We start from the raw sequence: 22,435 nt of genomic DNA on the forward strand, positions 1-22,435 counted from the left end.
CAAGCGTACGTCTGCGCACTGACAAGGCCGAGGCCTTTTCCTCGCGGCACCTTGCGCGGCCTGCGCGCGCCGCGCCTGGGCCCGCGGCGGCTCTACTACGCGGGTGTGTCTCTGGGCGGGCGGCTCTGGGCGGGCGGCTCTCTACGCGGGCGTGCGGAAGCCGATCGTCGGCACCGCCCGGCGCAGCGGCCAGGGCCGGCCCGCCGCGGGCAGCAGGTCCTCCAGGAACGCGTACCGCCGCAGCGCCTGCGGGTCCTGCGCTTCGCACGCCTGCACCTTCCGCCACCAGGCCGCGATCTCCGACCAGCCGGGCGCCGACAGCGAGCCGCCGAACTCCTGGACCGACAGGGCGGCCGTCAGCCCCGCGAAGGCGAGCCGGTCCGCCAGCGGCCAGCCGGCGAGCGTGCCGGTGACGAAGCCGGCGACGAAGACATCGCCCGCGCCGGTCGGGTCGAGCGCATCGACGGCGATGGCGGGGACCTGCGCGGTCTCCCCCGTCGAGCCGTCCACGGCGTACGCGCCCTCCGCGCCCAGGGTGACGACGGCGACCGGCACCTTCTCGGCCAGCGCGCGGGCCGCGGCGCGCGGGCAGTCGGTGCGGGTGTAGCGCATCGCCTCCTCGGCGTTGGGCAGGAACGCCTCGCAGTGCTCCAGGTCCGTGAGGCCCGTCAGGTCCCAGCGGCCCGTGTCGTCCCAGCCGACGTCGGCGAACACCTTGGCGCCACTGCGCGCGGCTGCGGCGATCCACTCCTCGCTGCGGCCGGGGGCCAGGGCTGCGATGGCGCCACGCGCGCGTGGCGGGCACTGCGGGAAGGGTCCTGGGCCCGCGGGGGGCGGGGCCTCGTGGCCGTGGGACACCATGGTCCGTTCGCCCTCGTACGCCATGGACACGGTCACCGGTGAGTGCCAGCCGGGCACCGTGCGTGACATGCCCAGGTCAATGCCCTCGCCCTGCGCGAGGGCATCCCAGCAGTACTCGCCGTAGTGGTCGTCGCCGAAGGCCGCGGCGAGTGAGGTGCGCAGGCCGAGCCGGGCCAGGGCGGTCGCCATGTTGGCGACGCCGCCGGGGCTGGAGCCCATGCCGCGCGCCCAGGACTCGGTGCCGCGCACCGGGGCGCTGTCCAGGCCGGTGAAGATGATGTCGAGGAAGACCGTGCCGGTGAGGAAGACGTCGCAGCACGGGCCGTCCGGGGAGCGCAGCCCGTCCAGCGGATCGAGGCTGCTCGATCCGCCGGACTGTCCGGAGTGGTCACTGCTGGCTGCGTGCGTTCTCACCGTGCGCTCCCCTGGGGTGGTGCCTGGTGGTGCGGATTCAGGCCAGTGTGCCCGACTACGCGTCCAGAGGGGCTCGCGGCAATGCGTCAGTGATGTGAACGGTCTCCTCGGCGCACGCCTCGCGTCACCAGCGCGGCAGCGGCGGCGCCGTCCACTGCTCGTACCCGTCGGCCCCGCGCATCGCGGCGGCGTCGTCGCGGTCGCGCATCGCGCCGTACGCCGTCTCGTCGAGCCAGCGGCGGTGCAGGCGCTCCAGGGCGTCCCGGTCGAGCTCGACGCCGAGGCCGGGGGCGTCGGACACCGTCAGCCGGCCCTCGTCGAAGGTGTGGCGCCGGGTGATGACGTCCTCGGTCTGCCACGGGTAGTGGCTGTCGCAGGAGTGGTCCAGGTTGGGGACGGTGGCGGCGACATGGGTCATCGCGGCGAGGCTGATACCCATGTGGGTGTTGGAGTGCATGGACAGGCCGACGCCGAAGGTCCGGCAGATCGCGGCCAGTTCACGGGTGTTGCGCAGTCCGCCCCAGTAGTGGTGGTCGGAGAGGATCACCTGAACGGCGTTGGTGCGGAAAGCCTCGCGGATCTCGGGGAAGGTCGTCACGCACATGTTGGTGGCGAGCGGCACGTCCGTCCCGGCGGACACCTCGGCCATGGCGGGGGTGCCGGGCGCCGGGTCCTCCAGGTATTCGAGGACGCCGGCGAGCTCCTTGGCGACCGTCAGGGAGGTCTCGGTCGTCCAGGCGCCGTTGGGGTCCAGCCGCAGCGGGTGGCCGGGGAAGGCCTCGGCGAGTGCCCGCACGGCGGCGATCTCCTGCTCGGGCTCGAAGACGCCGCCCTTGAGCTTGAAGGAGCCGAAGCCGTGTTCGCGTACGAAGCGCCGGGCCTGCTCCACGATGCCGGCCGGGTCGAGCGCCGCGCCCCAGTCGTCGCTCTCGCCCGCGCCGCCGGGGTGCTCGGCCCAGCGGTAGAAGAGGTACGCGCTGTACTCGACGTGGTCGCGGACCTTACCGCCGAGGAGGGTGTGCACGGGCTGCCCGTACGCCTTGCCCAGGATGTCCAGGCAGGCCACCTCGAAGGCGGAGACGACGGACAGCCGCAACTTGTCGGCGGTCTGGACGCCGCGCAGCCCGCCGACGTCGATGGCGTGGTCCTCGCGCGCGTGGTCGACACCGACCCGCTGCGCGAGGGTGAACAGGCCGTTGAGGTCGGCCGCGTCGTGGCCGGGCAGCAGATCGGCGTACGGCCGGGCCAACTCCAGGTACTTGGTGTCGCCGTAGGTCTCGCCGACTCCGGCGATCCCGTCCGCCGTGACCACCTCGACGACCAGGCGGGGGGTGTACGGCTGGTGCACCCCTTGGACATTGAGCAGGGGTGGGTCAGAGATGAGAACAGGGGTCAGCCGGACTTCGGTGATGGTCAGGTCCGCCACAGCTAGTCATCTCCGTATGTAAACGACGTCCATGTATGAAGATGCAGCGTAAGGAGGCGCACCGAAGTGCGTCAACGGCCCCGGCACAACGGTCGGGGCACGACCGTTGTGCCGGGGCCGTCAGAAGACGTGCGCGTCGACCTCGGCGAGATACCGGGCGCGGCGCTCCTCGTCGTCGTCGAGGAAGGCCGCCAGGAAGGAGTTGCGGGCCAGCTCGCGCAGCTGCTCGTGGCCGAGCCCGAGCGCCTCGTGGACAGCGTGGAAGGTGTCGCCGACGTAACCGCCGAAGTAGGCCGGGTCGTCGGAGTTCACCGTCACGAGCAGGCCGGCCGCCATCATCTCCCGCAGCGGATGCTGTTCCAGGATGTCGATGGTCCGCAGCCGTACGTTCGAGAGCGGGCACAGCGTCAGTGGCACCCGGTCCCGCACCAGCCGCTCCACCAGCTCCGGGTCCTCCATGGACCGCAGCCCGTGGTCGACGCGCTCGACTCCCAGGATGTCCAGGGCCTCCCAGATGTACGCCGGCGGGCCCTCCTCGCCCGCGTGCGCGACCCTGCGCAGCCCGAGGGCGGCGGCCTCCTCGTACACCTCACGGAACTTCGACGGCGGGTGCCCGACCTCCGCCGAGTCCAGGCCGACGGCGGCGATCCGGTGCAGATGCGGCTTGGCGTCCGCCAGCGTCGCCAGCGCCGATTCGGCACTCTCGTCGCGCAGGAAGCACATGATCAGCCGGGTGGAGATGCCGTGCCGCTCCTCGCTGTTGTCCAGCGCGCGGGACAGCCCGTCGATCACGGTGGCGATCTCCACACCGCGCGCGGTGTGCGCCTGCGGGTCGAAGAAGATCTCCGCGTGCCGCACCCCCTGCTGCGCGGCGCGCGCCAGATAGGCGTCGGCGAGCTCCTCGAAGTCCTCCTCGGTGCGCAGCACGGCCATCAGCGCGTAGTACAGGTCGAGGAAGGTCTGGAGGTCGTCGAAGAGGTAGGCGCGGCGCAGCTCCTCGGTGTCGGCGTGGGGCAGCTTCACCCCGTTCCGCTCGGCGAGCGCGAAGGCCAGCTCTGGCTCGAGGGTTCCTTCGATGTGGAGGTGCAGTTCGGCCTTGGGGAGGTGCATGAGGGTTCTTCTCGTCGGGGTCGATCGAAGGGCGGTGTGGTGGTTCAGGGGCTGCGCTTGGGCAGCGGCACTCTCAACAGGTCGGCGGCGACGGTCAGTTCGCCGTCGAACCCGGCCGCGCGGGCCTGGCGTTCGAAGGCGTCGGGGTCGCTGTAGCGCTGCGAGAAATGGGTCAGGACGAGGTGGCGTACGCCCGCCCCGCGTGCCACCCGCCCGGCCTGGCCGGCGGTCAGGTGGCCGTGGTCGACGGCCAGCTTCTCGTCCTCGTCGAGGAAGGTCGACTCGATGACGAGCATGTCGCAGCCCTCGGCGAGCGCGTACACGCCGTCGCACAGCCGGGTGTCCATGACGAACGCGAAGCGCTGTCCTGGCCGCGCCTCGCTGACCTGGTCGAGCGTGACGCCGCGCAGCTCACCGTCGCGCTGCAGGAGGCCGACGTCCGGCCCCGAGATGCCGTGCTCGGCGAGCAGCGCGGGCAGCATGCGGCGCCCGTCCGGCTCGGTGAGGCGGTAGCCGTACGACTCGACGGGGTGCGAGAGCTTGTGGGCGTCGAGGACGTACGTCGGCGCGGTGGCCAGTACCCCGTCGGCGTCGACCGGCGCCTCGGTCAGCTTCACCGTCTCGCGGTAGGCGGTGGCGTACCGCAGCCGGTCGAAGAAGTGCCGGCCGCTCGCCGGGTAGTGCGCGGTGACGGGGTGCGGGACCCGGTCGAGGTTGATGCGCTGGATCACTCCGGCGAGGCCCAGCGAGTGGTCGCCGTGGAAGTGCGTGACGCAGATCCGGTTCAGGTCGTGCGCGGCGACTCCGGCGCGCAGCATCTGGCGCTGGGTGCCCTCGCCGGGATCGAAGAGGATGCCCTCGCCGTCCCAGCGCAGCAGATAGCCGTTGTGGTTGCGGTGCCGGGTGGGGACCTGACTGGCGGTGCCGAGGACCACCAGTTCTCGTGCGGACACGGGTTCTGCCCTATCCGGGCGGCCAGTTGAGACCGCGCCCGCCGAGCACATGGGCGTGCGCGTGGAAGACGGTCTGGCCCGCGCCGCTGCCGGTGTTGAAGATGACCCGGTAGCCGGTGGCCTCGATCTTCTCGTCGGCCGCGACGGCGCCCGCCTCGCGCAGCACGTCCGCCGCGATCTGCGGCTCCGCGGCGGCGAGCGAGGCGCTGTCCGGGTGGTGCACCTTGGGGATGACCAGGACGTGGGTCGGGGCCTGGGGGTTGATGTCGCGGAACGCGACGGTGGTTTCCGTCTCGCGGACGACGGTCGCGGGCACCTCACCCGCGACGATCTTGCAGAACAGGCAGTCCGCCTGTCGTTCTCCCGCCATGGTCCGTGGCCTCCTCGGTTCCGGTCAGGACGTGCCGATCAGGATGTACCGATCAAGTATGTCTGATCCGGTACCCCCGGAACCGTCGACTCCCACCGGCCGTCGGCGGAGCCGCCCACTCAGCAGCCGCTTCCCTCTGTCCGTGCCTGCGGGCCGCCGAGTCCAGCCAGCCGGACCTGCCCGTACTCCCGGTGCGCCAGCGGCAGCCGGTACGTCCCGGCGTCCTCGCGCAGCACCACCGACGCGTCGACGAGCGAGGCCAGTTCGGCGCCGCCGGTGAAGACCGTCCTGACCTGGTCGCCGGTGAAACTGCCGGTGAACGAGGAGAGCCGGGCCCACAGCAGCCGCTCGACGCGGCCGCACAGGTCGTGGCTCCACTCGATCGCGTTGAGCAGGGAACGGTGCCTGGCGGGCGCCTTCGGACCGTGTATCAGTACGTCGAACCGCTCGCCCGGGGTGCACAGGCTCCCGTACAGCTGCTGCGGTTCGGTCGCACGCAGGCTGCGCGCGGCCAGCAGCACGCCCGGACCGTACGTGCTCACAGGTGTCCAGTACGAGCAGACCGCGCCGGCCGGCGAGCAGCCGCAGCACGACGTCCGTGGGGTCGGGCCCCGGTGTCGACGCGGCGTGCAGGGAGGCCGCGACGGCGTGCGGGACCCGCGCGGCGGCGCCGCAGGCGGCGAGGTCGCCGTGGTGGACGGGTCCACCATCCTTACGCCGCCACGGAACCGGTCCGCGAGCGAGGCCGCGGCGCGCACCGCGATCCGGCTCTCGCCGACACCGCCGGGCCCAAGGAGCGTGACCATGCGGGCGCTGCCGAACAGCGTGCGTACCAATTCGATTTCGGGCTCCCGGCCGACAAAGCTCGTCATCTCGCTCGGGAGGTCAGTCCGCTGCCAGCGCCAGCCCGATTCCGACATGCCTGCCCCATCCGCTCGACACCGGCCAACTCCCCAAACTAGGAGCGTGGTCACCGGCTGTCAGGGTGGTCGCCGTATCGACTCACTTACGACCTCGGGGGCAATAGCGCGCGGGCTCCCGGCGCCCTGCGACTCCGCCTCCGGCGTTGTCGTCGGCCGACGACGCTCCGCGTCGCCTCCCTCCTCCGCCTAGGACGCGAAGCCGCAGGACGCCACTCGCTGATCCACACTCCATTGCCCCCGAGGTCGTTAGCGGTCGCTCCCCTTCCCCTCGCAATCCTCCTACTGTTCCCCCGGCACACCTCACCGCGTCACCGCGTCACCGCGTCACTTCGTCGAGGGGCAGTCGCAGGTGGGCTCCGGGTCCGCGGTGACGGTGGTCGTGACGGTCACGCTGGGCCGGGGCTGGTCGTCGCTCGGCGGACGCGGGGCCGGGGTGGTGGTCGGCGGGGCCGAGGTCCGCGTCGGCTCGTACGTGATGGGCGGCGTCGGATTCCTGGTGGTCGGCGCGGCTTCGCAGTTGCCGAGGACATTGGCCTGGAAGACGGTTTTGGTGCCGACCCTGGCAGTCAGGTCGCCGCGCACGCAGCGCCCGTCGCGCTCCTCGGTCACCTTGCCCTCGATACGGATCTCCTGCCCGCCTTTGGTCTCGCCCTCGCACTTGACGGACGCGACACTGCGGGCGGAGCTGGTCGGGGCCGTGGTGCTCGTGTCGACCCTGCGGCCCTCGCCGACGGTCGCCGTGCAGCTCATCCACCGCACATCGACCCCGGCGCGCTCCAGCGTGCGCGTGCCGGTCTGGTCGGTGGTCATGGCCACGGCCACCGAGCTCATCCCGTCCACTCCCGGCTCGCAGGCCGGGACCGCCACAACTGCCGCACCGGCGAGGCCGATTGCCGCCAGGGTGTGCCGGTGCCGTATTCGCCTCAATGCCCCCATGGTCGCCAGCCTCCCACCCGTCGGCCGGATGGAAAAGACAGGTTGCGGCCACGTCCTCGCGCGCCCGGTCGACCGGCCTCGATCAGCCCGGACCGGCGTAGGTCAGCCTTGCATCAGCAGCCACTCCTGAAGCTCCACGAGGTTGCCCTCGGGGTCCTTCAGGTGCGCCACGCGCATCCGGTCGGTCAGCGGGGCGGGCCCGTGCACGAGGTCGGCGCCGCGGCCGGCGATCTCCTGGCAGTAACGGTCGAGGTCATCGACGCGCAGCACCACGAGCGAGCGGTGGCCGTCCGGCACGTCGGCCAGCTCACCGAGGACCTCGGCCATCATGGCGCGGTCCTGGAGAGCGATCCCGGCGGAGCCCCCGGGTGGCGAGAACTTCTCGTACGGGCCGCTCGCGAAGCCCGACTGCGGTGTCAGGCCGAGCACTTCGCCGTAGAAGCGGTAGCAGGCGGGAAAGTCCGAGACGAGCAGCCGGACCTGGGCGAGTTCCATCACAGTGTCCTTCCTGGGGGACGGATCCTCGGGAAGGATCCTGGCGACGGACCGGGTCAGGACCAGCGGCCGGTGCGCCCGAGGAGCAGCGCGGCGGCGGCGGTTCCGGCGGTGGAGGTACGCAGCACACTCGGACCCAGCCGGTACGGCTCGGCCCCGGCCTGCGCGAAGAGCGCCAGCTCGTCCGGGGAAACGCCCCCTTCGGGGCCGACGACCAGCACGATCGTTCCCGCGTCGGGGAGTTGGGCGGTGGCCAGGGCCTCGCTGCCCACCGAAGGGTCCTCGTGCAGGACGGCCGCGAAGTCGGCGGTGGCCAGAAGTGCGCCCACCTGCTTGGTGCTCATGACATCGGCAACCTCGGGGAAGCGCACCCGGCGCGACTGCTTGCCCGCCTCGCGGGCCGTCGCGCGCCACTTGGCCAGGGCCTTGAGGCCGCGGTCGCCCCTCCACTGCGTGATGCAGCGGGACGCGTGCCACGGCACGATCGCGTCGACCCCGGTCTCCGTCATGGTCTCGACGGCCACTTCGCCGCGGTCGCCCTTGGGGAGGGCCTGGACAACGGTGAGGCGGGGCGCGGGTGTTGGCTCCTCGGACACCGAGTCCAGCTGGACCACCAGCCGGTCCTTGTCCTCGGTCGCCAGTACGACGCACTCCGCCCAGCTGCCGCGGCCGTCCGTCAGGACGACGTCCTCACCGGCGTGCAGCCGCTTCACGGTGACGGCGTGCCGCCCCTCGGGCCCGTCCAGCACAAACCTGCCTCCGGGCCCCGAAGCCAGCTTGTCGACGACGAAGACCGGCGCCGTCATGACGCCTCGCCGCGCTTCACCGGCGCCGAGACGTCCCGCAGGGCCAGCTCGGCCCGCGCGGCGTCGGTCTCCGCCGCCAGGACCTCGACCAGCTGTCCTGCGGGCATCTCGCGCGCCATCCGGTGCCCCTGGCCGGCCCACAGGGCCATGCCCTGGGCGTCGCCCGCCTTGGCCGCGGCCTTGCGCAGGCCGGAGGTGATGTGGTGCACCTGGGGGTAGGCGGCGGGGGCGTACGGGCCGTGCTCGCGCATGAAGCGGTTGACGAGGCCGCGGGCGGGGCGGCCGGAGAAGGCGCGGGTCAGTTCCGTGCGTACGAACAGCGGATTCGTCATGGCCTGCTTGTGCAGGGCGTTGGCGCCTGACTCGGGACAGACCAGGAACGCCGTACCGAGCTGCGCGGCCTCCGCGCCCAGCGCGAGAACCGCCGCGATCTGCGCGCCGCGCATCAGGCCGCCCGCCGCGATGATCGGCAGCTGTATGGTCTCGCGGACCTGCGTGATCAGGGACAGCAGGCCGATCCCGGTGCCGTCGCTCTGCGGGTCGTCGCGGTGCGTGCCCTGGTGGCCGCCGGCCTCGATGCCCTGCACACACACGGCGTCGGCGCCGGACCACTGCGCGGCCTGGGCCTCTTCGGGGGTGGTGACCGTCACGACGGTGAAGGTGCCGACCTTGGCGAAGGAGTCGAGTACGGGACGGGCGGGGCAGCCGAAGGTGAAGGAGATGATGGGGACGGGATCGTCGAGGAGGATGGCTAGCTTCGCCTCGTAGCCGTCGTCGGAGCCGCCGTCGGTCTCGCCGAGAGGGGTCTCGTACCAGCCGGCCTCGCCCGCGAGCTGATGGCGGTACACCTCGATGGAGGCCGGGTCGGCGTAGTTGGGCTGCGGCATGAAGAGGTTGACGCCGAAGGGCCGGGTCGTCAGCCCCCGCAGCTGCTTGATCTCCTCGTACATGCCGTCGGCGGTCTTGTAACCGGCGGCCAGGAAACCGAGACCACCGGCCTCGGAGACCGCTGCGACCAGCTGAGGACACGATGCGCCGCCCGCCATGGGGGCCTGCACGATCGGAAAGCGACAGAGATCGGTCAGTGCGGAGGACATGAACGCATCGTTTCATGTCCTCCGCACTCCGCCGAATCCGGCCGTGCGCCCCGCGAGGCGCACGACGCCGACGGCGGAGCGCAACCTGCGGCAGGGCCGACGGGCGTCGGCCGGGTCGGCCGGGGGCGATACCCAGCCCCCCGGCCGACCCGGCCACGAGCCGCGTCAGCGGCCGTTGAACGCGTCCTTCAGCCGGGAGAACAACCCCTGCTGCCCGGGCTGACTGAGTCCCCCCGGGGGGAACCCCCGGACCCCCGGCCACGAGCCGCGTCAGCGGCCGTTGAACGCGTCCTTCAGCCGGGAGAACAACCCCTGCTGCCCGGGCTGGAACTGCCCGATGGGGCGTTCCTCGCCGCGCAGCTTCGCGAACTGGCGCAGCAGGTCCTCCTGCTGCGGGTCCAGCTTCTGCGGGGTCAGCACCTCGACGTGCACGATCAGGTCGCCCCGGCCACCACCCCGCAGATGCGTGATGCCACGCCCGTGCAGCGGGATCGACTGGCCCGACTGCGAACCGGGCCGGATGTCGATCTCCTCGATGCCGTCCAGCGACTCCAGCGGCACCTTCGTGCCGAGCGCCGCCGCCGTCATCGGGATGGTGACCGTGCAGTGGAGATCGTCGCCGCGCCGCTGGAACACCGCGTGCGGCAGCTCGTGGATCTCGACGTACAGATCGCCCGCCGGGCCGCCGCCGGGGCCGACTTCGCCCTCGCCGGCCAGCTGGATCCTGGTGCCGTTGTCGACACCGGCCGGGATCTTGACCGTGAGCGTGCGGCGGGACCGCACCCGGCCGTCGCCCGCGCACTCCGGGCACGGCGTCGGCACGACCGTGCCGAAGCCCTGGCACTGGGGGCACGGCCGCGAGGTCATGACCTGGCCCAGGAAGGACCGGGTGACCTGCGACACCTCGCCACGACCGCGACACATGTCACAGGTCTGCGCGGAGGTGCCCGGCGCGGCGCCCTCACCGCTGCAGGTCGTGCACACGATGGCCGTGTCGACCTGAATTTCCTTGGTCGTGCCGAAGGCCGCCTCATTGAGGTCGATCTCCAGCCGGATCATCGCGTCCTGGCCGCGCCGCGTCCGCGACCTCGGCCCGCGCTGGGACGCCGTTCCGAAGAAAGCGTCCATGATGTCCGAGAAGTTCCCGAAGCCGCCCTGGCCGAAGCCGCCGGCTCCGCCGCCCGCCTGCGAGAGCGGGTCGCCACCGAGGTCGTAGACCTGCTTCTTCTGCGGGTCCGACAACACCTCGTAGGCGGCGTTGATCTCCTTGAAGCGTTCTTGTGTCTTGGGGTCAGGATTGACATCCGGGTGCAGCTCGCGGGCGAGCCGACGGAATGCCTTCTTGATCTCGTCCTGGGAAGCGTCGCGGCGCACGCCGAGTACGGCGTAGTAGTCCGTGGCCACTTACGACTCCGCCAGGATCTGTCCGACGTAACGTGCCACTGCGCGTACCGCTCCCATCGTTCCGGGGTAGTCCATGCGGGTCGGTCCGACCACGCCGAGTTTGGCGACTGCCTCGTCGCCCGAACCGTAGCCGACTGCGACGACGGACGTGGAACTCAGCCCCTCATGGGCGTTCTCATGACCGATTCGTACGGTCATGGTCGAATCTGTTGCCTCACCCAGCAGCTTGAGGAGGACGACCTGCTCCTCAAGTGCTTCCAGCACCGGCCGGATGGTGAGAGGAAAATCATGTCCGAATCGGGTGAGATTGGCGGTGCCGCCGATCATCAGCCGCTCCTCGGTCTCCTCGACCAGAGTCTCCAGGAGAGAGGACAGAACTGTCGAAACGGTTCCTCTGTCGTCCGTGTCGAAGGATTCCGGGAGATCCTGCACCAGTTGCGGTACGTCCGCGAAACGGCGCCCGACGACCCGGCTGTTGAGCCGGGCGCGCAGATCGGCCAGCGAGGCCTCCCCGAAGGGCGCCGGGCAGTCGATCATGCGCTGCTCGACCCGTCCGGTGTCCGTGATCAGCACGAGCATCAGGCGGGCGGGGACCAGTGCGAGCAATTCCACGTGGCGCACCGTCGAGCGGGTGAGCGACGGGTACTGCACGACGGCGACCTGCCGGGTCAGCTGCGCGAGCAGCCGGACCGTGCGGGCCACCACGTCGTCGAGGTCCAGTGCTTCGTCCAGGAAGCTGTGGATCGCGCGGCGCTCGGGCGTCGACAGGGGCTTGACCCCCGCGAGCCGGTCCACGAACAGGCGGTACCCCTTGTCCGTCGGAATCCGCCCCGCGCTGGTGTGCGGCTGGGCGATGAAACCCTCGTCCTCCAGGGCGGCCATGTCATTGCGGACCGTGGCCGGGGAGACACCGAGCTTGTGCCGCTGGGTGAGCGCCTTGGAGCCCACCGGCTCCTCGGTGCCCACATAGTCCTGGACGATGGCGCGCAGCACCTCGAGTCTGCGTTCGCTGAGCATGGCGCACACCTCCAGCTGTCGGTCGTCGGCTTCTACTTGGCACTCGCTGCGGGTGAGTGCCAGCAAATCTCCCTGGCCAGTGTACGGCGGGGAGGTACGCCCCTAGCAAGGGCGGCCGGTCACGATGTCGCACGACGGCGCTGTTCAGCGGGCGGAATGGGCCCGGGTGGGTCTAGCGTCGCGGTATGGACGTGAGTTGGGAAGAGGCAGGGTGGGAGCGGGTCGCACCGGGGGTGGGGCGGCGGCGCATGCCCGGGTGGGACGCGACGGTCGGGCTGGTCGCGGGCACCGGCAGGGCCCTGATGATCGACAGCGGCTCGACCCTCAGGGAGGGCGCCGAGCTGCGCACCCAGGCGCAGTCCCTGCTGGGTCACCGGGTGACGCATGTCGCGCTGACCCATTCCCACTTCGATCATGTGCTGGGCACGGCGGTGTTCTCGGGCGCCGAGGTGTTCGGGGCGGCGGGCCTGGACGAGTTCCTCGGGCGGAGCCGGGACGCGGTGCGCGACAGTGCGGTGCGTCACGGCGTCGCGGCGGCCGAGGCCGCGGAGGCGGCCGACCTGCTGGTCGCGCCGCAGCACACCGTCTGCGGCGACTGGACGCTGGACCTGGGCGGCGGCCGGCAGGTGCTCCTGGTGAACGTGGGCCCGGGGCACAGCGGTCACGACCTGGCGGTCCTGGTGCCCGGCAGCCCCCAGGTCGTCTTCTGCGGCGATCTGGTCGAGGAGTCGGGCGAGCCGCAGGCCGGTTCGGACGCGCACCCGTCCCGGTGGCCGGCCGCGCTGGACCGGCTGCTCGCGCTGGGCGGCGAGAACGCCGTGTACGTGCCGGGGCACGGGGCGGTCGTCGACGCGGCCTTCGTACGCGCCCAGCGGGACACTCTGGCGGCCCGCTTCGGCGTGTCCTGACGTCACCCCTGAGCGGGACCCGGGGATATCGTCGGCCAATGCGCAGTCGACAGTACGGGCCCGATCTCACCCCGCCGTGGAAGAAGACCGCCCCCGCTCCCGAAGTGGCCGCCGAGCACGAGCTTGTCGTGGAGGAGGTCACCACGGGCTTCTGCGGTGCGGTGGTCCGCTGCGAGAAGACGGCACAGGGCCCGACGGTCACCCTGGAGGACCGCCACGGCAAGCACCGGGTGTTCCCGATGGAGCCGCGCGGCTTCCTCCTGGAGGGCCGCCCGGTCACGCTGGTACGCCCCGGCGCGGCGACCCCCGTCCCCTCCCGCCCCACCCGCACGGCGTCGGGCTCGGTCGCGGTGCCGGGGGCACGCGCCAGGGTCGCGCGCGCCGGGCGCATTTATGTGGAGGGCCGCCACGACGCGGAACTCGTCGAGCGGGTCTGGGGCGACGACCTGCGCATCGAGGGCGTGGTCGTGGAGTACCTGGAGGGAATCGACGACCTCCCGGCAATCGTCGAGGCCTTCGCCCCGGCTCCAGACGCCCGACTGGGCATCCTGGTCGACCACCTGGTCCCGGGTTCGAAGGAGTCACGCATCGCGGCGCAGGTCTCGGACGCGAGCGTGTTGGTCGTCGGCCACCCGTACATCGACGTGTGGGAGGCCGTGAAGCCCTCCGCGGTAGCGATCCCCGCCTGGCCGAGGGTGCCGCGCGGCCAGGACTGGAAGACGGGCGTGTGCCGGTCGCTGGGCTGGCCGGAGAACACGGGGGCGGCGTGGCAGCGCATCCTGGCGTCGGTCCACTCGTACAGGGACCTGGAGCCGGAATTGCTGGGCAGAGTGGAAGAACTGATCGACTTCGTCACGGCGCCCACGCCGTAGGGGCGGAGCCGGCGAGGATGGCCGGCTGGGACAGCTGGCCCGTCGCGACGGGCCAGGAAGCGCACCCGACCCCCTGCCGTCCCAGCCCTTGCCGAGCCGAAAATCCAGCCCCTCCGGCGCTTGAGGAGCGGGGGTCCGGGGGTGGAGCCCCCGGTTTGGGGAAGGGGCGGGAAGGGGATCAGCACCGCAGGCGACCCGCACCCCGACCCCGCACCTCGCCCCGCCGCAGCGCAGGCACCGGCCCCCACACCCGCGCACTCCGCGAAGAGGTCAGTCCACCAGGTCCCGAACCACCGCGTCCGCCAGCAACCGCCCCCGGAGCGTCAGCACGGCCCGCCCGGCCGTGTAAGGGGCGGCCTCCAGGAGCCCGTCCCTTACCGCCCGCTCCGCCGCGGCCAGCCCCGCGGGGGCGAGCAGCGAGACCGGGCAGCCGTCGACCAGCCGCAGCTCCAGCAGAATCCGCTCGACGCGCCGGTCCTCCGCCGGGAGCACCTCGCGCCCCGCCCCGGGCGACCGGCCCTCCCCCAGCGCCTGCGCGTACGCGCCGGGGTGCTTGACGTTCCACCACCGCACACCGCCCACATGGCTGTGCGCGCCGGGTCCCGCGCCCCACCAGTCCGCGCCGCGCCAGTACAGCTCGTTGTGCAGGCACCGCGCGGCCTCCGAAGTGGCCCAGTTCGACACCTCGTACCACTCGAAACCGGCCGCGGACAGCGCCGACTCCGTCATCAGATACCGGTCGGCGTGCACATCGTCGTCCGTCATGGGGACCTCACCCCGGCGGATCCGCCGCGCCAGCTGGGTCCCTTCCTCCACGATCAGCGCGTAGGCACTGACGTGGTCGGGCCCGGCCCCGATCGCCGCGTCCAGCGACGCCTGCCAGTCCGCGTCGGACTCCCCCGGCGTGCCGTAGATCAGGTCCAGGTTCACATGCTCGAAGCCCGCCGCCCTGGCCTCCGCGACACACGCCTCGGGGCGCCCAGGGGTGTGCGTACGGTCCAGGACCTTCAGCACGTGCTGCTTCGCGCTCTGCATCCCGAACGAGACCCGGTTGAAGCCACCCTCCCGCAGGGCCGCCAGATACGCCGGGTCCACCGAATCCGGGTTCGCCTCGGTCGTGATCTCGGCGTCGTCGGCCAGCCCGAACTCGTCCCGGACTGCCCCCAGCATCCGTACGAGATCACCCGCCGCCAGCAGGGTCGGCGTACCCCCGCCCACGAACAGGGTCCGTACCGGCCGGGGGTCGTCGCCCAGCACCTTCCGGGCGAGGCGGATCTCGTCGATCAGCGTGTCTGCGTAGTTGTCCCGGGAGGCCAGCGCACCGCCGGAGCCGCGCAGCTCGGTCGCCGTGTAGGTGTTGAAGTCGCAGTAGCCGCAGCGGGTCGCACAGTACGGAACATGCAGGTAGAAGCCGAGCGGTCGCTCCCGCGCACCGTCCAGGGCATGGAGAGGCAGCGCCCCGTCGTCGGGCACGGGCTCACCATCGGGCAGTACGGAAGGCATTCCCCCAGTGTCCCAGGCCGCCGCAGGTCCCGGCGCCGCCCGGCCAGGGACGGGGGCGCGCATGAGGCCGGGGGCAGTCCCTCACAGCGCCTGAAGCACCAGCAGCGCCACATCGTCGTCGAGCGGCACCGGCGAGAAGTCGTACACCTCGCGCATGATCCGCTCGACGATCCCCTGCGCGCTGAGCCCCGCGCACCGCCCCAGCGCCGCCGCGAGCCCGTCCCCGTCGTCGAACATCCGCCGCCCCTCAGGCCTCCCGCGACCCCGCGTACATGTCCTCGATCAGGTTCTTGTACTCACGCTCGACAACCGGCCTCTTCAGCTTGAGGCTGGGCGTCAGTTCGCCGTGCTCGATGTCCAGGTCGCGCGGCAGCAGCCGGAACTTCTTGATCGTCTGCCAGCGCTGCAGGCCCTCGTTGAGCCGCTTCACATAGCCGTCGATCAGCTCCAGGACCTCCTTGGAGGCGACCACATCGGCATACGACTTGCCCTTCATGCCGTTCTCCTCGGCCCAGCCGAGGATCGTCGGCTCGTCGAGGGAGATCAGCGCGGTGCAGAAGTTCCGGTCGGCGCCGTGCACCAGGATGTTGGAGACGAACGGACACACCGCCTTGAACTGGCCCTCGACCTCGGCCGGCGCGATGTACTTGCCGCCCGACGTCTTGATCAGGTCCTTCTTACGGTCCGTGATCTTCAGGTACCCGTCCACGGACAGCTCGCCGATGTCCCCCGTATGGAACCAGCCGTCGGGCTCAAGCACTTCGGCGGTCTTCTCGGGCAGCCCGTGGTAGCCCTGCATGACGCCGGGGCCGCGCAGCAGGATCTCGCCGTCGTCCGCGATGCGCACCTCCGTGCCGGGCAACGGCTTGCCGACCGTGCCGGTGCGGTACGCCTCGCCCGGATTCACGAAGGAGGCGGCGCTGGTCTCGGTGAGCCCGTACCCCTCCAGGATGTGGATGCCGGCGCCGGAGAAGAAGAAGCCGATGTCGGGCGCGAGCGCCGCCGAGCCCGAGACGCAGGCGCGCAGATTGCCGCCGAAGGCCTCGCGGATCTTGGCGAAGACGAGCGTGTCGGCGACCTTGTGCTTGGCGGTCAGCGCGAAGGGCGCCGATGCCGTGCCCGTACGTCGGAAGTTGTCCTGGGTGACCTTGGCGTACTCGCGGGCGACACCGGCCGCCCACAGGAAGATCTTGTACTTGGCGCCACCACCGGCCCGCGCCTTGGCTGCGACCCCGTTGTAGACCTTCTCGAAGATCCGCGGCACCGCGGCCATGTACGTCGGCTGCACGATCGGCAGATTCTCGATGATCTTGTCGATCCGGCCGTCCACGGCGGTGACGTGCCCCACCTCGATCTGCCCGGAGGTCAGCACCTTGCCGAAGACGTGCGCGAGCGGCAGCCAGAGGTACTGCACGTCCGTCGCGGTGATCAGGCCGGTCGCGACCGTGGCCTTGGCCATGTACGACCAGCAGTCGTGCGGCAGCCGTACGCCCTTGGGGCGGCCCGTGGTGCCCGAGGTGTAGATGAGCGTCGCGAGCTGGTCGGCGTTGATCGCGGCCACCCGGTCCGTGACGGCCTGCGGGTTCTTCTCCAGGTACGCCGCCCCGCGCGCCTCCAGGTCCGCGAGCGAGAGCACCCAGCCGTCGGGGTCGCCCTCGACGGGCTCCACACCCTCGGCGTCGATGACCACGACATGGGCGAGGTTCGGCAGGTCGGCCCGCTTCTCGCGCGCCTTGGCCAGCTGCGTCGCGTCCTCAGCGATCAGCACCCGGCTCTCGGAGTCGGCCAGGACGTACGCCGACTCCTCGGCCTTGGTCGACGGGTAGACCGTCGTCGTCGCGGCCCCGGCGCACATTACGCCGAGGTCGGCGAGGATCCACTCGACGCGGGTGTTGGAGGCGAGCGCGACCCGTTCCTCAGGGCCGACGCCCAGCTCGATCAGCCCGGCCGCGATCGCGTACACCCGCACGGCGGCCTGGCCCCAGCTGAGCGACTTCCAGCTGTCCGGCCCCTGCCCGGAAGCGGCAGGTACCGGATACCTGTAGGCCTCGGCGTCGGGCGTGGCGCCAACGCGCTCAATGAAGAGGGTCGCCACGGACGGCGGCCGGTTCTCGATCAAGGTCTGTGTGTCGCTCACGACGTCCTCCGGGCCTGCGGCATCTTGCATGACGGCTGGCTTGTTTAACTGGCGAGTAACCTTCGAGTCGTGATCAGAGTAAGGCGCTCGCGTTCGGGGCGTAAGAGGCTGCGGGTCGTAGCTTTCATAACAGAACGGACCCGTTGCGGCTCGACGCCACGGGGCACTCCTCATGGGCGGCCACGGTGACTCACACCGTGACATTCGCCATGCCGCCCGCCTCGCCATGCACGCGAAAAGCGCCCCCCGGAGCCGGAGGGCGCTTCCGCTGGACGGCGGGGCTACTTCTTGGCCTTGCTGTCCCCCGCGGAGTCGTCGGTCGACAGCACCATGATGAAGGCGTCCTGCGGGACCTCCACGTTGCCGACCATCTTCATCCGCTTCTTGCCTTCCTTCTGCTTCTCCAGCAGCTTGCGCTTACGGGAGATGTCGCCGCCGTAGCACTTGGCGAGGACGTCCTTGCGGATGGCCCGCACGGTCTCACGGGCGATGACCCGCGAGCCGATGGCCGCCTGGATCGGCACCTCGAAGTTCTGCCGGGGGATGAGCTTCTGCAGCTTGGCGACGAGTCGTACGCCGTACGCGTAGGCCTTGTCCTTGTGCGTGACGGCGGAGAAGGCGTCGACCTTGTCGCCGTGCAGCAGGATGTCGACCTTGACGAGCGACGCGGCCTGCTCGCCGGTGGGCTCGTAGTCGAGCGAGGCGTAGCCGCGGGTCTTGGACTTCAGGTTGTCGAAGAAGTCGAAGACGATCTCCGCGAGCGGCAGCGTGTAGCGGATCTCGACGCGGTCCTCGGAGAGGTAATCCATGCCGAGCAGCGTGCCGCGGCGGTTCTGGCAGAGCTCCATGATCGCGCCGATGAACTCGCTGGGGGCGAGGACCGTGGCCCGTACGACCGGCTCGTGCACCTTGTCGATCTTGCCCTCGGGGAACTCGCTCGGGTTGGTGACGATGTACTCGGTGCCGTCCTCCATCTCCACCCGGTACACCACGTTGGGCGCGGTGGCGATGAGCTCAAGGCCGAACTCGCGCTCAAGACGCTCGCGGACCACGTCGAGGTGGAGCAGGCCAAGGAAGCCGACGCGGAAGCCGAAGCCCAGCGCCGCGGAGGTCTCCGGCTCGTACACCAGGGCGGCGTCGTTGAGCTGGAGCTTGTCGAGGGCCTCGCGCAGCTCCGGGTAGTCCGAGCCGTCCATCGGGTACAGGCCCGAGAAGACCATCGGCTTCGGTTCCTTGTACCCGCCGAGTGCCTGGGTCGCGCCCTTGTGCAGGGAGGTGATCGTGTCACCGACCTTGGACTGACGGACGTCCTTCACGCCGGTGATGATGTAGCCCACCTCGCCGACGCCGATGCCGTCGGACGGGGTCATCTCCGGGGAGGAGACACCGATCTCCAGCAGCTCGTGGGTGGCGTTGGTCGACATCATCCTGATGCGCTCACGCTTGTTGAGCTGGCCGTCGATGACTCGGACATAGGTGACGACGCCGCGGTACGCGTCGTACACCGAGTCGAAGATCATCGCGCGGGCCGGGGCATCGGCGTCGCCGATCGGGGCCGGCACGTCACGCACCACACGGTTGAGGAGCGCGTCCACGCCGACGCCGGTCTTCGCGGAGACCTTCAGGACGTCCTCCGGCTGGCAGCCGATGAGGTTCGCCAGCTCCTCGGAGAACTTCTCGGGCTGGGCGGCCGGCAGGTCGATCTTGTTGAGCACCGGGACGATGGTGAGGTCGTTCTCCATCGCCAGGTAGAGGTTGGCGAGGGTCTGCGCCTCGATGCCCTGCGCGGCGTCGACCAGGAGGACCGTGCCCTCGCAGGCCGCGAGCGAACGCGAGACCTCGTACGTGAAGTCCACGTGGCCGGGGGTGTCGATCATGTTGAGGACATGGGTCTTGCCCATGTCCCCACCCTCGGTGGTCGCCCAGGGCAGCCGTACGGCCTGGGACTTGATCGTGATGCCACGCTCGCGCTCGATGTCCATCCGGTCGAGGTACTGAGCACGCATCTGCCGCGCATCGACGACGCCGGTCAGCTGGAGCATCCGGTCGGCGAGCGTGGACTTGCCGTGATCGATGTGCGCGATGATGCAGAAATTGCGGATCAGCGCCGGGTCGGTACGGCTCGGCTCGGGCACGTGGAGAGGAGTCGCGGGCACGCAGGGTCCTGATTCTTGAGACGCCGGGCGTCTCGCTCGGTCGATGTGGATCGAGATGGGGATCGATACGTAGCTCCCATGGTCCCACGGACCGGGGCCGGTGCTCGGTTTGGGCCGCCTGGTGGGCCACTGGTACTCTGGGCAGCTGTGCCTCGTGACCGTCTCAGGTGGCGAGGTACTCATCGAGGATCCAACGAACCTGTAGAGGCTCTTTCGTGGCGAACATCAAGTCCCAGATCAAGCGGAACAAGACGAACGAGAAGGCGCGCCTGCGTAACAAGGCCGTCAAGTCTTCGCTCAAGACCGCTGTCCGCAAGGCCCGCGAGGCCCTCGTAGCCGGTGACGTGGACAAGGCCAATGTGGCCGTCCGTGAAGCGTCGCAGAAGCTCGACAAGGCCGTTTCCAAGGGTGTCATCCACAAGAACGCCGCCGCCAACAAGAAGTCGGCGCTGGCGTCCAAGGTTGCCACCCTGCAGGGCTGAGCACTTTCTTCGCATGACCGCCGGTAGGGACTCAGCGGGCCCTCTCTTCCGCTCCTGATCCGGCACCTCCGCGCCGCACACGGACGCGTTCGCCACGCGCGTGCGGTGCACCAAGCTTTCACAGGCTTCCGGCAAAGGCCCCGACCTCCCGTCCTTCACAGGACGGTGGTCGGGGCCTTTGTCGTTTTTTGCTCTTCGTTCAGACGCTGCGTGTTGCGGGGCCCTACCGGGGCTACGTGCTGCGGGCCTTCGGGGTTACGTGTCGCGGGCGGCTCGGGCGACCGCGACCACGGCCTTCTCCAGCGCGTACTCCGGGTCGTCACCGCCGCCCTTGACGCCCGCGTCGGCCTCGGCGATGGCCCTGATCGCCAGGGCGACACCGTCCGGCGTCCAGCCGCGCATCTGCTGCCGGACGCGGTCGATCTTCCAGGGCGGCATGCCCAGCTCACGCGCGAGGTCGGCGGGACGGCCACCGCGGGCCGACGACAGCTTACCGATGGCCCTGACGCCCTGGGCGAGGGCGCTGGTGATCAGGACGGGGGCAACGCCGGTGGACAGCGACCAGCGCAGCGCCTCCAGCGCCTCGGCGGCCCTGCCCTCCACCGCGCGGTCGGCGACCGTGAAGCTGGAGGCCTCGGCGCGACCCGTGTAGTAGCGGGCGACGACGGACTCGTCGATCGTGCCCTCGACGTCCGCGACGAGCTGCGAGACGGCCGCGGCCAGCTCGCGCAGGTCGCTGCCGATGGAGTCGACCAGGGCCTGGCCCGCCTCGGGGGTCGCCGAACGGCCCAGAGCGCGGAATTCCGAGCGCACGAACGACAGGCGCTCGGCAGGCTTGGTCGTCTTGGGGCAGGCCACCTCGCGGGCGCCCGCCTTGCGGGCGGCGTCCAGCAGCCCCTTGCCCTTGACCCCTCCCGCGTGCAGGAGGACAAGGGTGATCTCCTCGGCGGGCGCGTCGAGGTAGGACTTCACGTCCTTGATCGTGTCGGCCGCGAGGTCGTGCGCATTGCGCACGATGACGACCTTTCGCTCGGCGAAGAGCGAGGGGCTGGTCAGCTCGGCCAGGGTGCCGGGATGGAGCTGGTCGGATGCGAGGTCGCGCACATCGGTGTCGGCGTCGGAGGCGCGGGCCGCCGCCACCACCTGCTGCACGGCGCGGTCGAGCAGCAGGTCCTCCTGCCCCACGGCGAGGGTCAGGGGGGCGAGCGGATCGTCGGTCGAATTCTTCCTGGTGGCCATCGTGGTCCAGCATCCCATGAGCCACTGACAGCGCTGCGACGGTGCTTCGGCAGCACGTCCGCTGTCGTTCGCCCGGAGGGCCGTGCCGGAGAACCGGGCAGGGGGAACCGTGCCGGAGAACCGGGCAGGGGGAACCGTGCCGGAGAACCGGGCGGGGGAACCGTGCCGGAGAATGTGCGGGTGAACGATGTGCGCCATGTACTGGTCCTGCCCGACCGCGACGCCGCCGACGAGGTCGCCGGAGAGCTGGCCGACCGCTTCGGCGTCGGCGAGGAGCCCCAGCTCGTACGGGACGCGCTCGCCGGTGAGGACGACGCCGAAGACGCTCAGTGGCTGGTCGTGGTGGAAGACCCCGGAGGCCGACTGGACGCCGGGGCGCTGGACGCGTTCGCCGCGGAGTACGGCGGGTGGCTCGAAGCACCCTGACCGGCCGCACCGGCGGTCGGCTCTTCCTGCGAGGCCCCGGGGTCAATCGGCCGGCGTGCGCACCACGGGCACCCGGTCGAGGGCGATGCCGAAGTGGTCGCGGTAGGCGGCGAGAACTTCGGCGTCGGTGGCGAGGGGCTGTTCGGTACGCTCACCGTCCACGGTGGTGACGAGCCTGCGGCCACTGAGCGTGAGGCGGGCACTCCCGTCATCGGCGAGGCGGGAGCAGACGAGGGACCGGGTGAAGTGGGAGGCGGGCGAGGTGCGGTGCCACCAGGAACCCGCCGTGAAGTCGGCCAGGACCCGGGGGCGCATGTCGAGTCGGTACTGCGGCGTGCCGTCCCGGAAGACGTCGAGGTCGCCGTCGGGGCCCTCCACGATCCGGAACGTACCGCGAGGATCCCGCTGGTCGCCCCGCTCGTCGAGGGCAAGCGGGTGGTGGCTGTGGTCTCCGAACCCGACATCGGCGAGCCAGGGACCGGTTCCGGAACTGGCACTTGCGCTGGCTACGCGGTCGCTGGTTTCGACGCGCAGGACCAGGTGGTCGTACGGGATACCCAGCTCGCCCTCGGGGCCGATGACACGGGCCTGGATCAGGGTCACTCCGAAGCCGAGCGAGCTGAGCAACGCGGCGAAGGCGCCGTTCATTTCGTAGCAGAAGCCACCGCGGCGAGCCGTCACGATCTTGTCGATGAGCGGCTTCTCGGTGAGCACGATGTCCTCGCCGAGATGGATGGAGAGGTTCTCGAAGGGAACGCTCCGCAAATGCCGAAGTTGCAGGTCCCGCAGGGCTTCGGCGTCAGGCTCCGCCGGTCTGGCGGCTCCGATGCGGCGGAGATAGGCGTCGGTCAGTTCAAGGTCCATACCCAAAGTCTGGCGCGGAGGCGGCCCTCCACCATG

At 70.7% G+C, this 22,435-nt stretch carries 22 protein-coding genes; 4 read left to right on the forward strand and 18 right to left on the reverse strand.

Annotated features, from left to right (window positions below; translation table 11 throughout):
- Positions 1-141 precede the first annotated feature (141 nt).
- The 12 genes from QMK30_RS23910 to hrcA all read right to left on the reverse strand — a co-directional run bounded on the left by QMK30_RS23910 (position 142) and on the right by hrcA (position 11,812).
- Complete coding sequence (locus tag QMK30_RS23910) at positions 142-1,275, reverse strand: carbohydrate kinase family protein (RefSeq protein ID WP_283520357.1); 1,134 nt, start codon at positions 1,273-1,275, stop codon at positions 142-144.
- A 124-nt stretch (positions 1,276-1,399) separates the two neighbouring features.
- On the reverse strand, positions 1,400-2,701 hold the full coding sequence (locus QMK30_RS23915; RefSeq protein WP_283520358.1) for a glucarate dehydratase family protein: 1,302 nt from the start codon (positions 2,699-2,701) through the stop codon (positions 1,400-1,402).
- A gap of 120 nt (positions 2,702-2,821) precedes the next feature.
- Positions 2,822-3,811, reverse strand: a complete 990-nt coding sequence (locus QMK30_RS23920) for an adenosine deaminase (protein WP_283520359.1) — start codon at positions 3,809-3,811, stop codon at positions 2,822-2,824.
- 44 nt (positions 3,812-3,855) lie between these two features.
- Positions 3,856-4,764 carry a ribonuclease Z gene (locus tag QMK30_RS23925; protein ID WP_283520360.1) on the reverse strand — a complete coding sequence of 303 codons (909 nt, stop codon included), beginning with the start codon at positions 4,762-4,764 and terminating at the stop codon, positions 3,856-3,858.
- Positions 4,765-4,774: 10 nt separating this feature from the next.
- The gene (locus tag QMK30_RS23930; protein WP_283520361.1) at positions 4,775-5,134 is read right to left on the reverse strand and encodes a histidine triad nucleotide-binding protein; all 360 of its coding nucleotides are present in this window, start codon (positions 5,132-5,134) and stop codon (positions 4,775-4,777) included.
- 119 nt (positions 5,135-5,253) lie between these two features.
- Positions 5,254-6,054, reverse strand: a complete 801-nt coding sequence (locus tag QMK30_RS23935; RefSeq protein WP_283520362.1) for a P-loop NTPase family protein — start codon at positions 6,052-6,054, stop codon at positions 5,254-5,256.
- A 327-nt stretch (positions 6,055-6,381) separates the two neighbouring features.
- Entirely contained in the window at positions 6,382-6,993 is a 612-nt protein-coding gene (locus tag QMK30_RS23940) for a hypothetical protein (RefSeq protein WP_283520363.1), read from the reverse strand.
- Positions 6,994-7,095: 102 nt separating this feature from the next.
- A complete protein-coding gene (locus tag QMK30_RS23945) occupies positions 7,096-7,488 on the reverse strand; it encodes a VOC family protein (RefSeq protein ID WP_283520364.1) in 393 nt (130 codons plus the stop codon).
- Positions 7,489-7,544: 56 nt separating this feature from the next.
- Positions 7,545-8,294, reverse strand: a complete 750-nt coding sequence (locus QMK30_RS23950; RefSeq protein WP_283520365.1) for a 16S rRNA (uracil(1498)-N(3))-methyltransferase — start codon at positions 8,292-8,294, stop codon at positions 7,545-7,547.
- Complete coding sequence (locus QMK30_RS23955; protein ID WP_283520366.1) at positions 8,291-9,391, reverse strand: nitronate monooxygenase; 1,101 nt, start codon at positions 9,389-9,391, stop codon at positions 8,291-8,293. The genes QMK30_RS23950 and QMK30_RS23955 overlap by 4 nt, the downstream gene beginning before the upstream one ends.
- A gap of 270 nt (positions 9,392-9,661) precedes the next feature.
- A complete protein-coding gene (dnaJ, locus tag QMK30_RS23960; protein WP_283520367.1) occupies positions 9,662-10,795 on the reverse strand; it encodes a molecular chaperone DnaJ in 1,134 nt (377 codons plus the stop codon).
- Positions 10,796-11,812 carry a heat-inducible transcriptional repressor HrcA gene (gene hrcA / locus QMK30_RS23965; RefSeq protein WP_283520368.1) on the reverse strand — a complete coding sequence of 339 codons (1,017 nt, stop codon included), beginning with the start codon at positions 11,810-11,812 and terminating at the stop codon, positions 10,796-10,798.
- A 185-nt stretch (positions 11,813-11,997) separates the two neighbouring features.
- On the opposite strand from hrcA, the gene QMK30_RS23970 reads away from it, so the two are divergent.
- Both QMK30_RS23970 and QMK30_RS23975 read left to right on the forward strand, forming a co-directional pair.
- A complete protein-coding gene (locus QMK30_RS23970) occupies positions 11,998-12,720 on the forward strand; it encodes an MBL fold metallo-hydrolase (protein WP_283520369.1) in 723 nt (240 codons plus the stop codon).
- 38 nt (positions 12,721-12,758) lie between these two features.
- Positions 12,759-13,592 carry a DUF3097 domain-containing protein gene (locus QMK30_RS23975; protein ID WP_283520370.1) on the forward strand — a complete coding sequence of 278 codons (834 nt, stop codon included), beginning with the start codon at positions 12,759-12,761 and terminating at the stop codon, positions 13,590-13,592.
- Between the two features lie 270 nt (positions 13,593-13,862).
- Here QMK30_RS23975 and hemW read toward each other — a convergent pair whose 3' ends face one another.
- From hemW to lepA, 4 genes are all read right to left on the reverse strand, one after another.
- Positions 13,863-15,095, reverse strand: coding sequence for a radical SAM family heme chaperone HemW (hemW, locus tag QMK30_RS23980; protein WP_283520371.1), 1,233 nt, complete (start codon positions 15,093-15,095; stop codon positions 13,863-13,865).
- 81 nt (positions 15,096-15,176) lie between these two features.
- Positions 15,177-15,332: a hypothetical protein gene (locus QMK30_RS23985; RefSeq protein ID WP_283520372.1), complete on the reverse strand. Its 156-nt coding sequence runs from the start codon at positions 15,330-15,332 to the stop codon at positions 15,177-15,179.
- Positions 15,333-15,342: 10 nt separating this feature from the next.
- On the reverse strand, positions 15,343-17,232 hold the full coding sequence (locus tag QMK30_RS23990) for an AMP-dependent synthetase/ligase (RefSeq protein ID WP_283520373.1): 1,890 nt from the start codon (positions 17,230-17,232) through the stop codon (positions 15,343-15,345).
- 281 nt (positions 17,233-17,513) lie between these two features.
- The gene (gene lepA, locus QMK30_RS23995; protein ID WP_283520374.1) at positions 17,514-19,388 is read right to left on the reverse strand and encodes a translation elongation factor 4; all 1,875 of its coding nucleotides are present in this window, start codon (positions 19,386-19,388) and stop codon (positions 17,514-17,516) included.
- Positions 19,389-19,603: 215 nt separating this feature from the next.
- Here lepA and rpsT point away from each other — a divergent pair, with 215 nt between their 5' ends.
- The gene (gene rpsT / locus QMK30_RS24000) at positions 19,604-19,870 is read left to right on the forward strand and encodes a 30S ribosomal protein S20 (RefSeq protein ID WP_283520375.1); all 267 of its coding nucleotides are present in this window, start codon (positions 19,604-19,606) and stop codon (positions 19,868-19,870) included.
- 255 nt (positions 19,871-20,125) lie between these two features.
- On the opposite strand, the gene holA is transcribed toward rpsT, so the two are convergent.
- Positions 20,126-21,109 carry a DNA polymerase III subunit delta gene (gene holA / locus QMK30_RS24005; protein ID WP_283520376.1) on the reverse strand — a complete coding sequence of 328 codons (984 nt, stop codon included), beginning with the start codon at positions 21,107-21,109 and terminating at the stop codon, positions 20,126-20,128.
- 180 nt (positions 21,110-21,289) lie between these two features.
- On the opposite strand from holA, the gene QMK30_RS24010 reads away from it, so the two are divergent.
- Positions 21,290-21,535, forward strand: a complete 246-nt coding sequence (locus QMK30_RS24010; RefSeq protein WP_283520377.1) for a hypothetical protein — start codon at positions 21,290-21,292, stop codon at positions 21,533-21,535.
- A gap of 42 nt (positions 21,536-21,577) precedes the next feature.
- On the opposite strand, the gene QMK30_RS24015 is transcribed toward QMK30_RS24010, so the two are convergent.
- Positions 21,578-22,399 (reverse strand): arylamine N-acetyltransferase family protein, encoded by an 822-nt coding sequence (locus QMK30_RS24015; RefSeq protein ID WP_283520378.1) that lies wholly within the window; start codon positions 22,397-22,399, stop codon positions 21,578-21,580.
- Positions 22,400-22,435: the final 36 nt, after the last annotated feature.

The sequence above is a fragment of the Streptomyces sp. H27-C3 genome (genome assembly GCF_030063415.1).
In the GTDB taxonomy this organism is placed as follows: Bacteria; Actinomycetota; Actinomycetes; order Streptomycetales; family Streptomycetaceae; genus Streptomyces.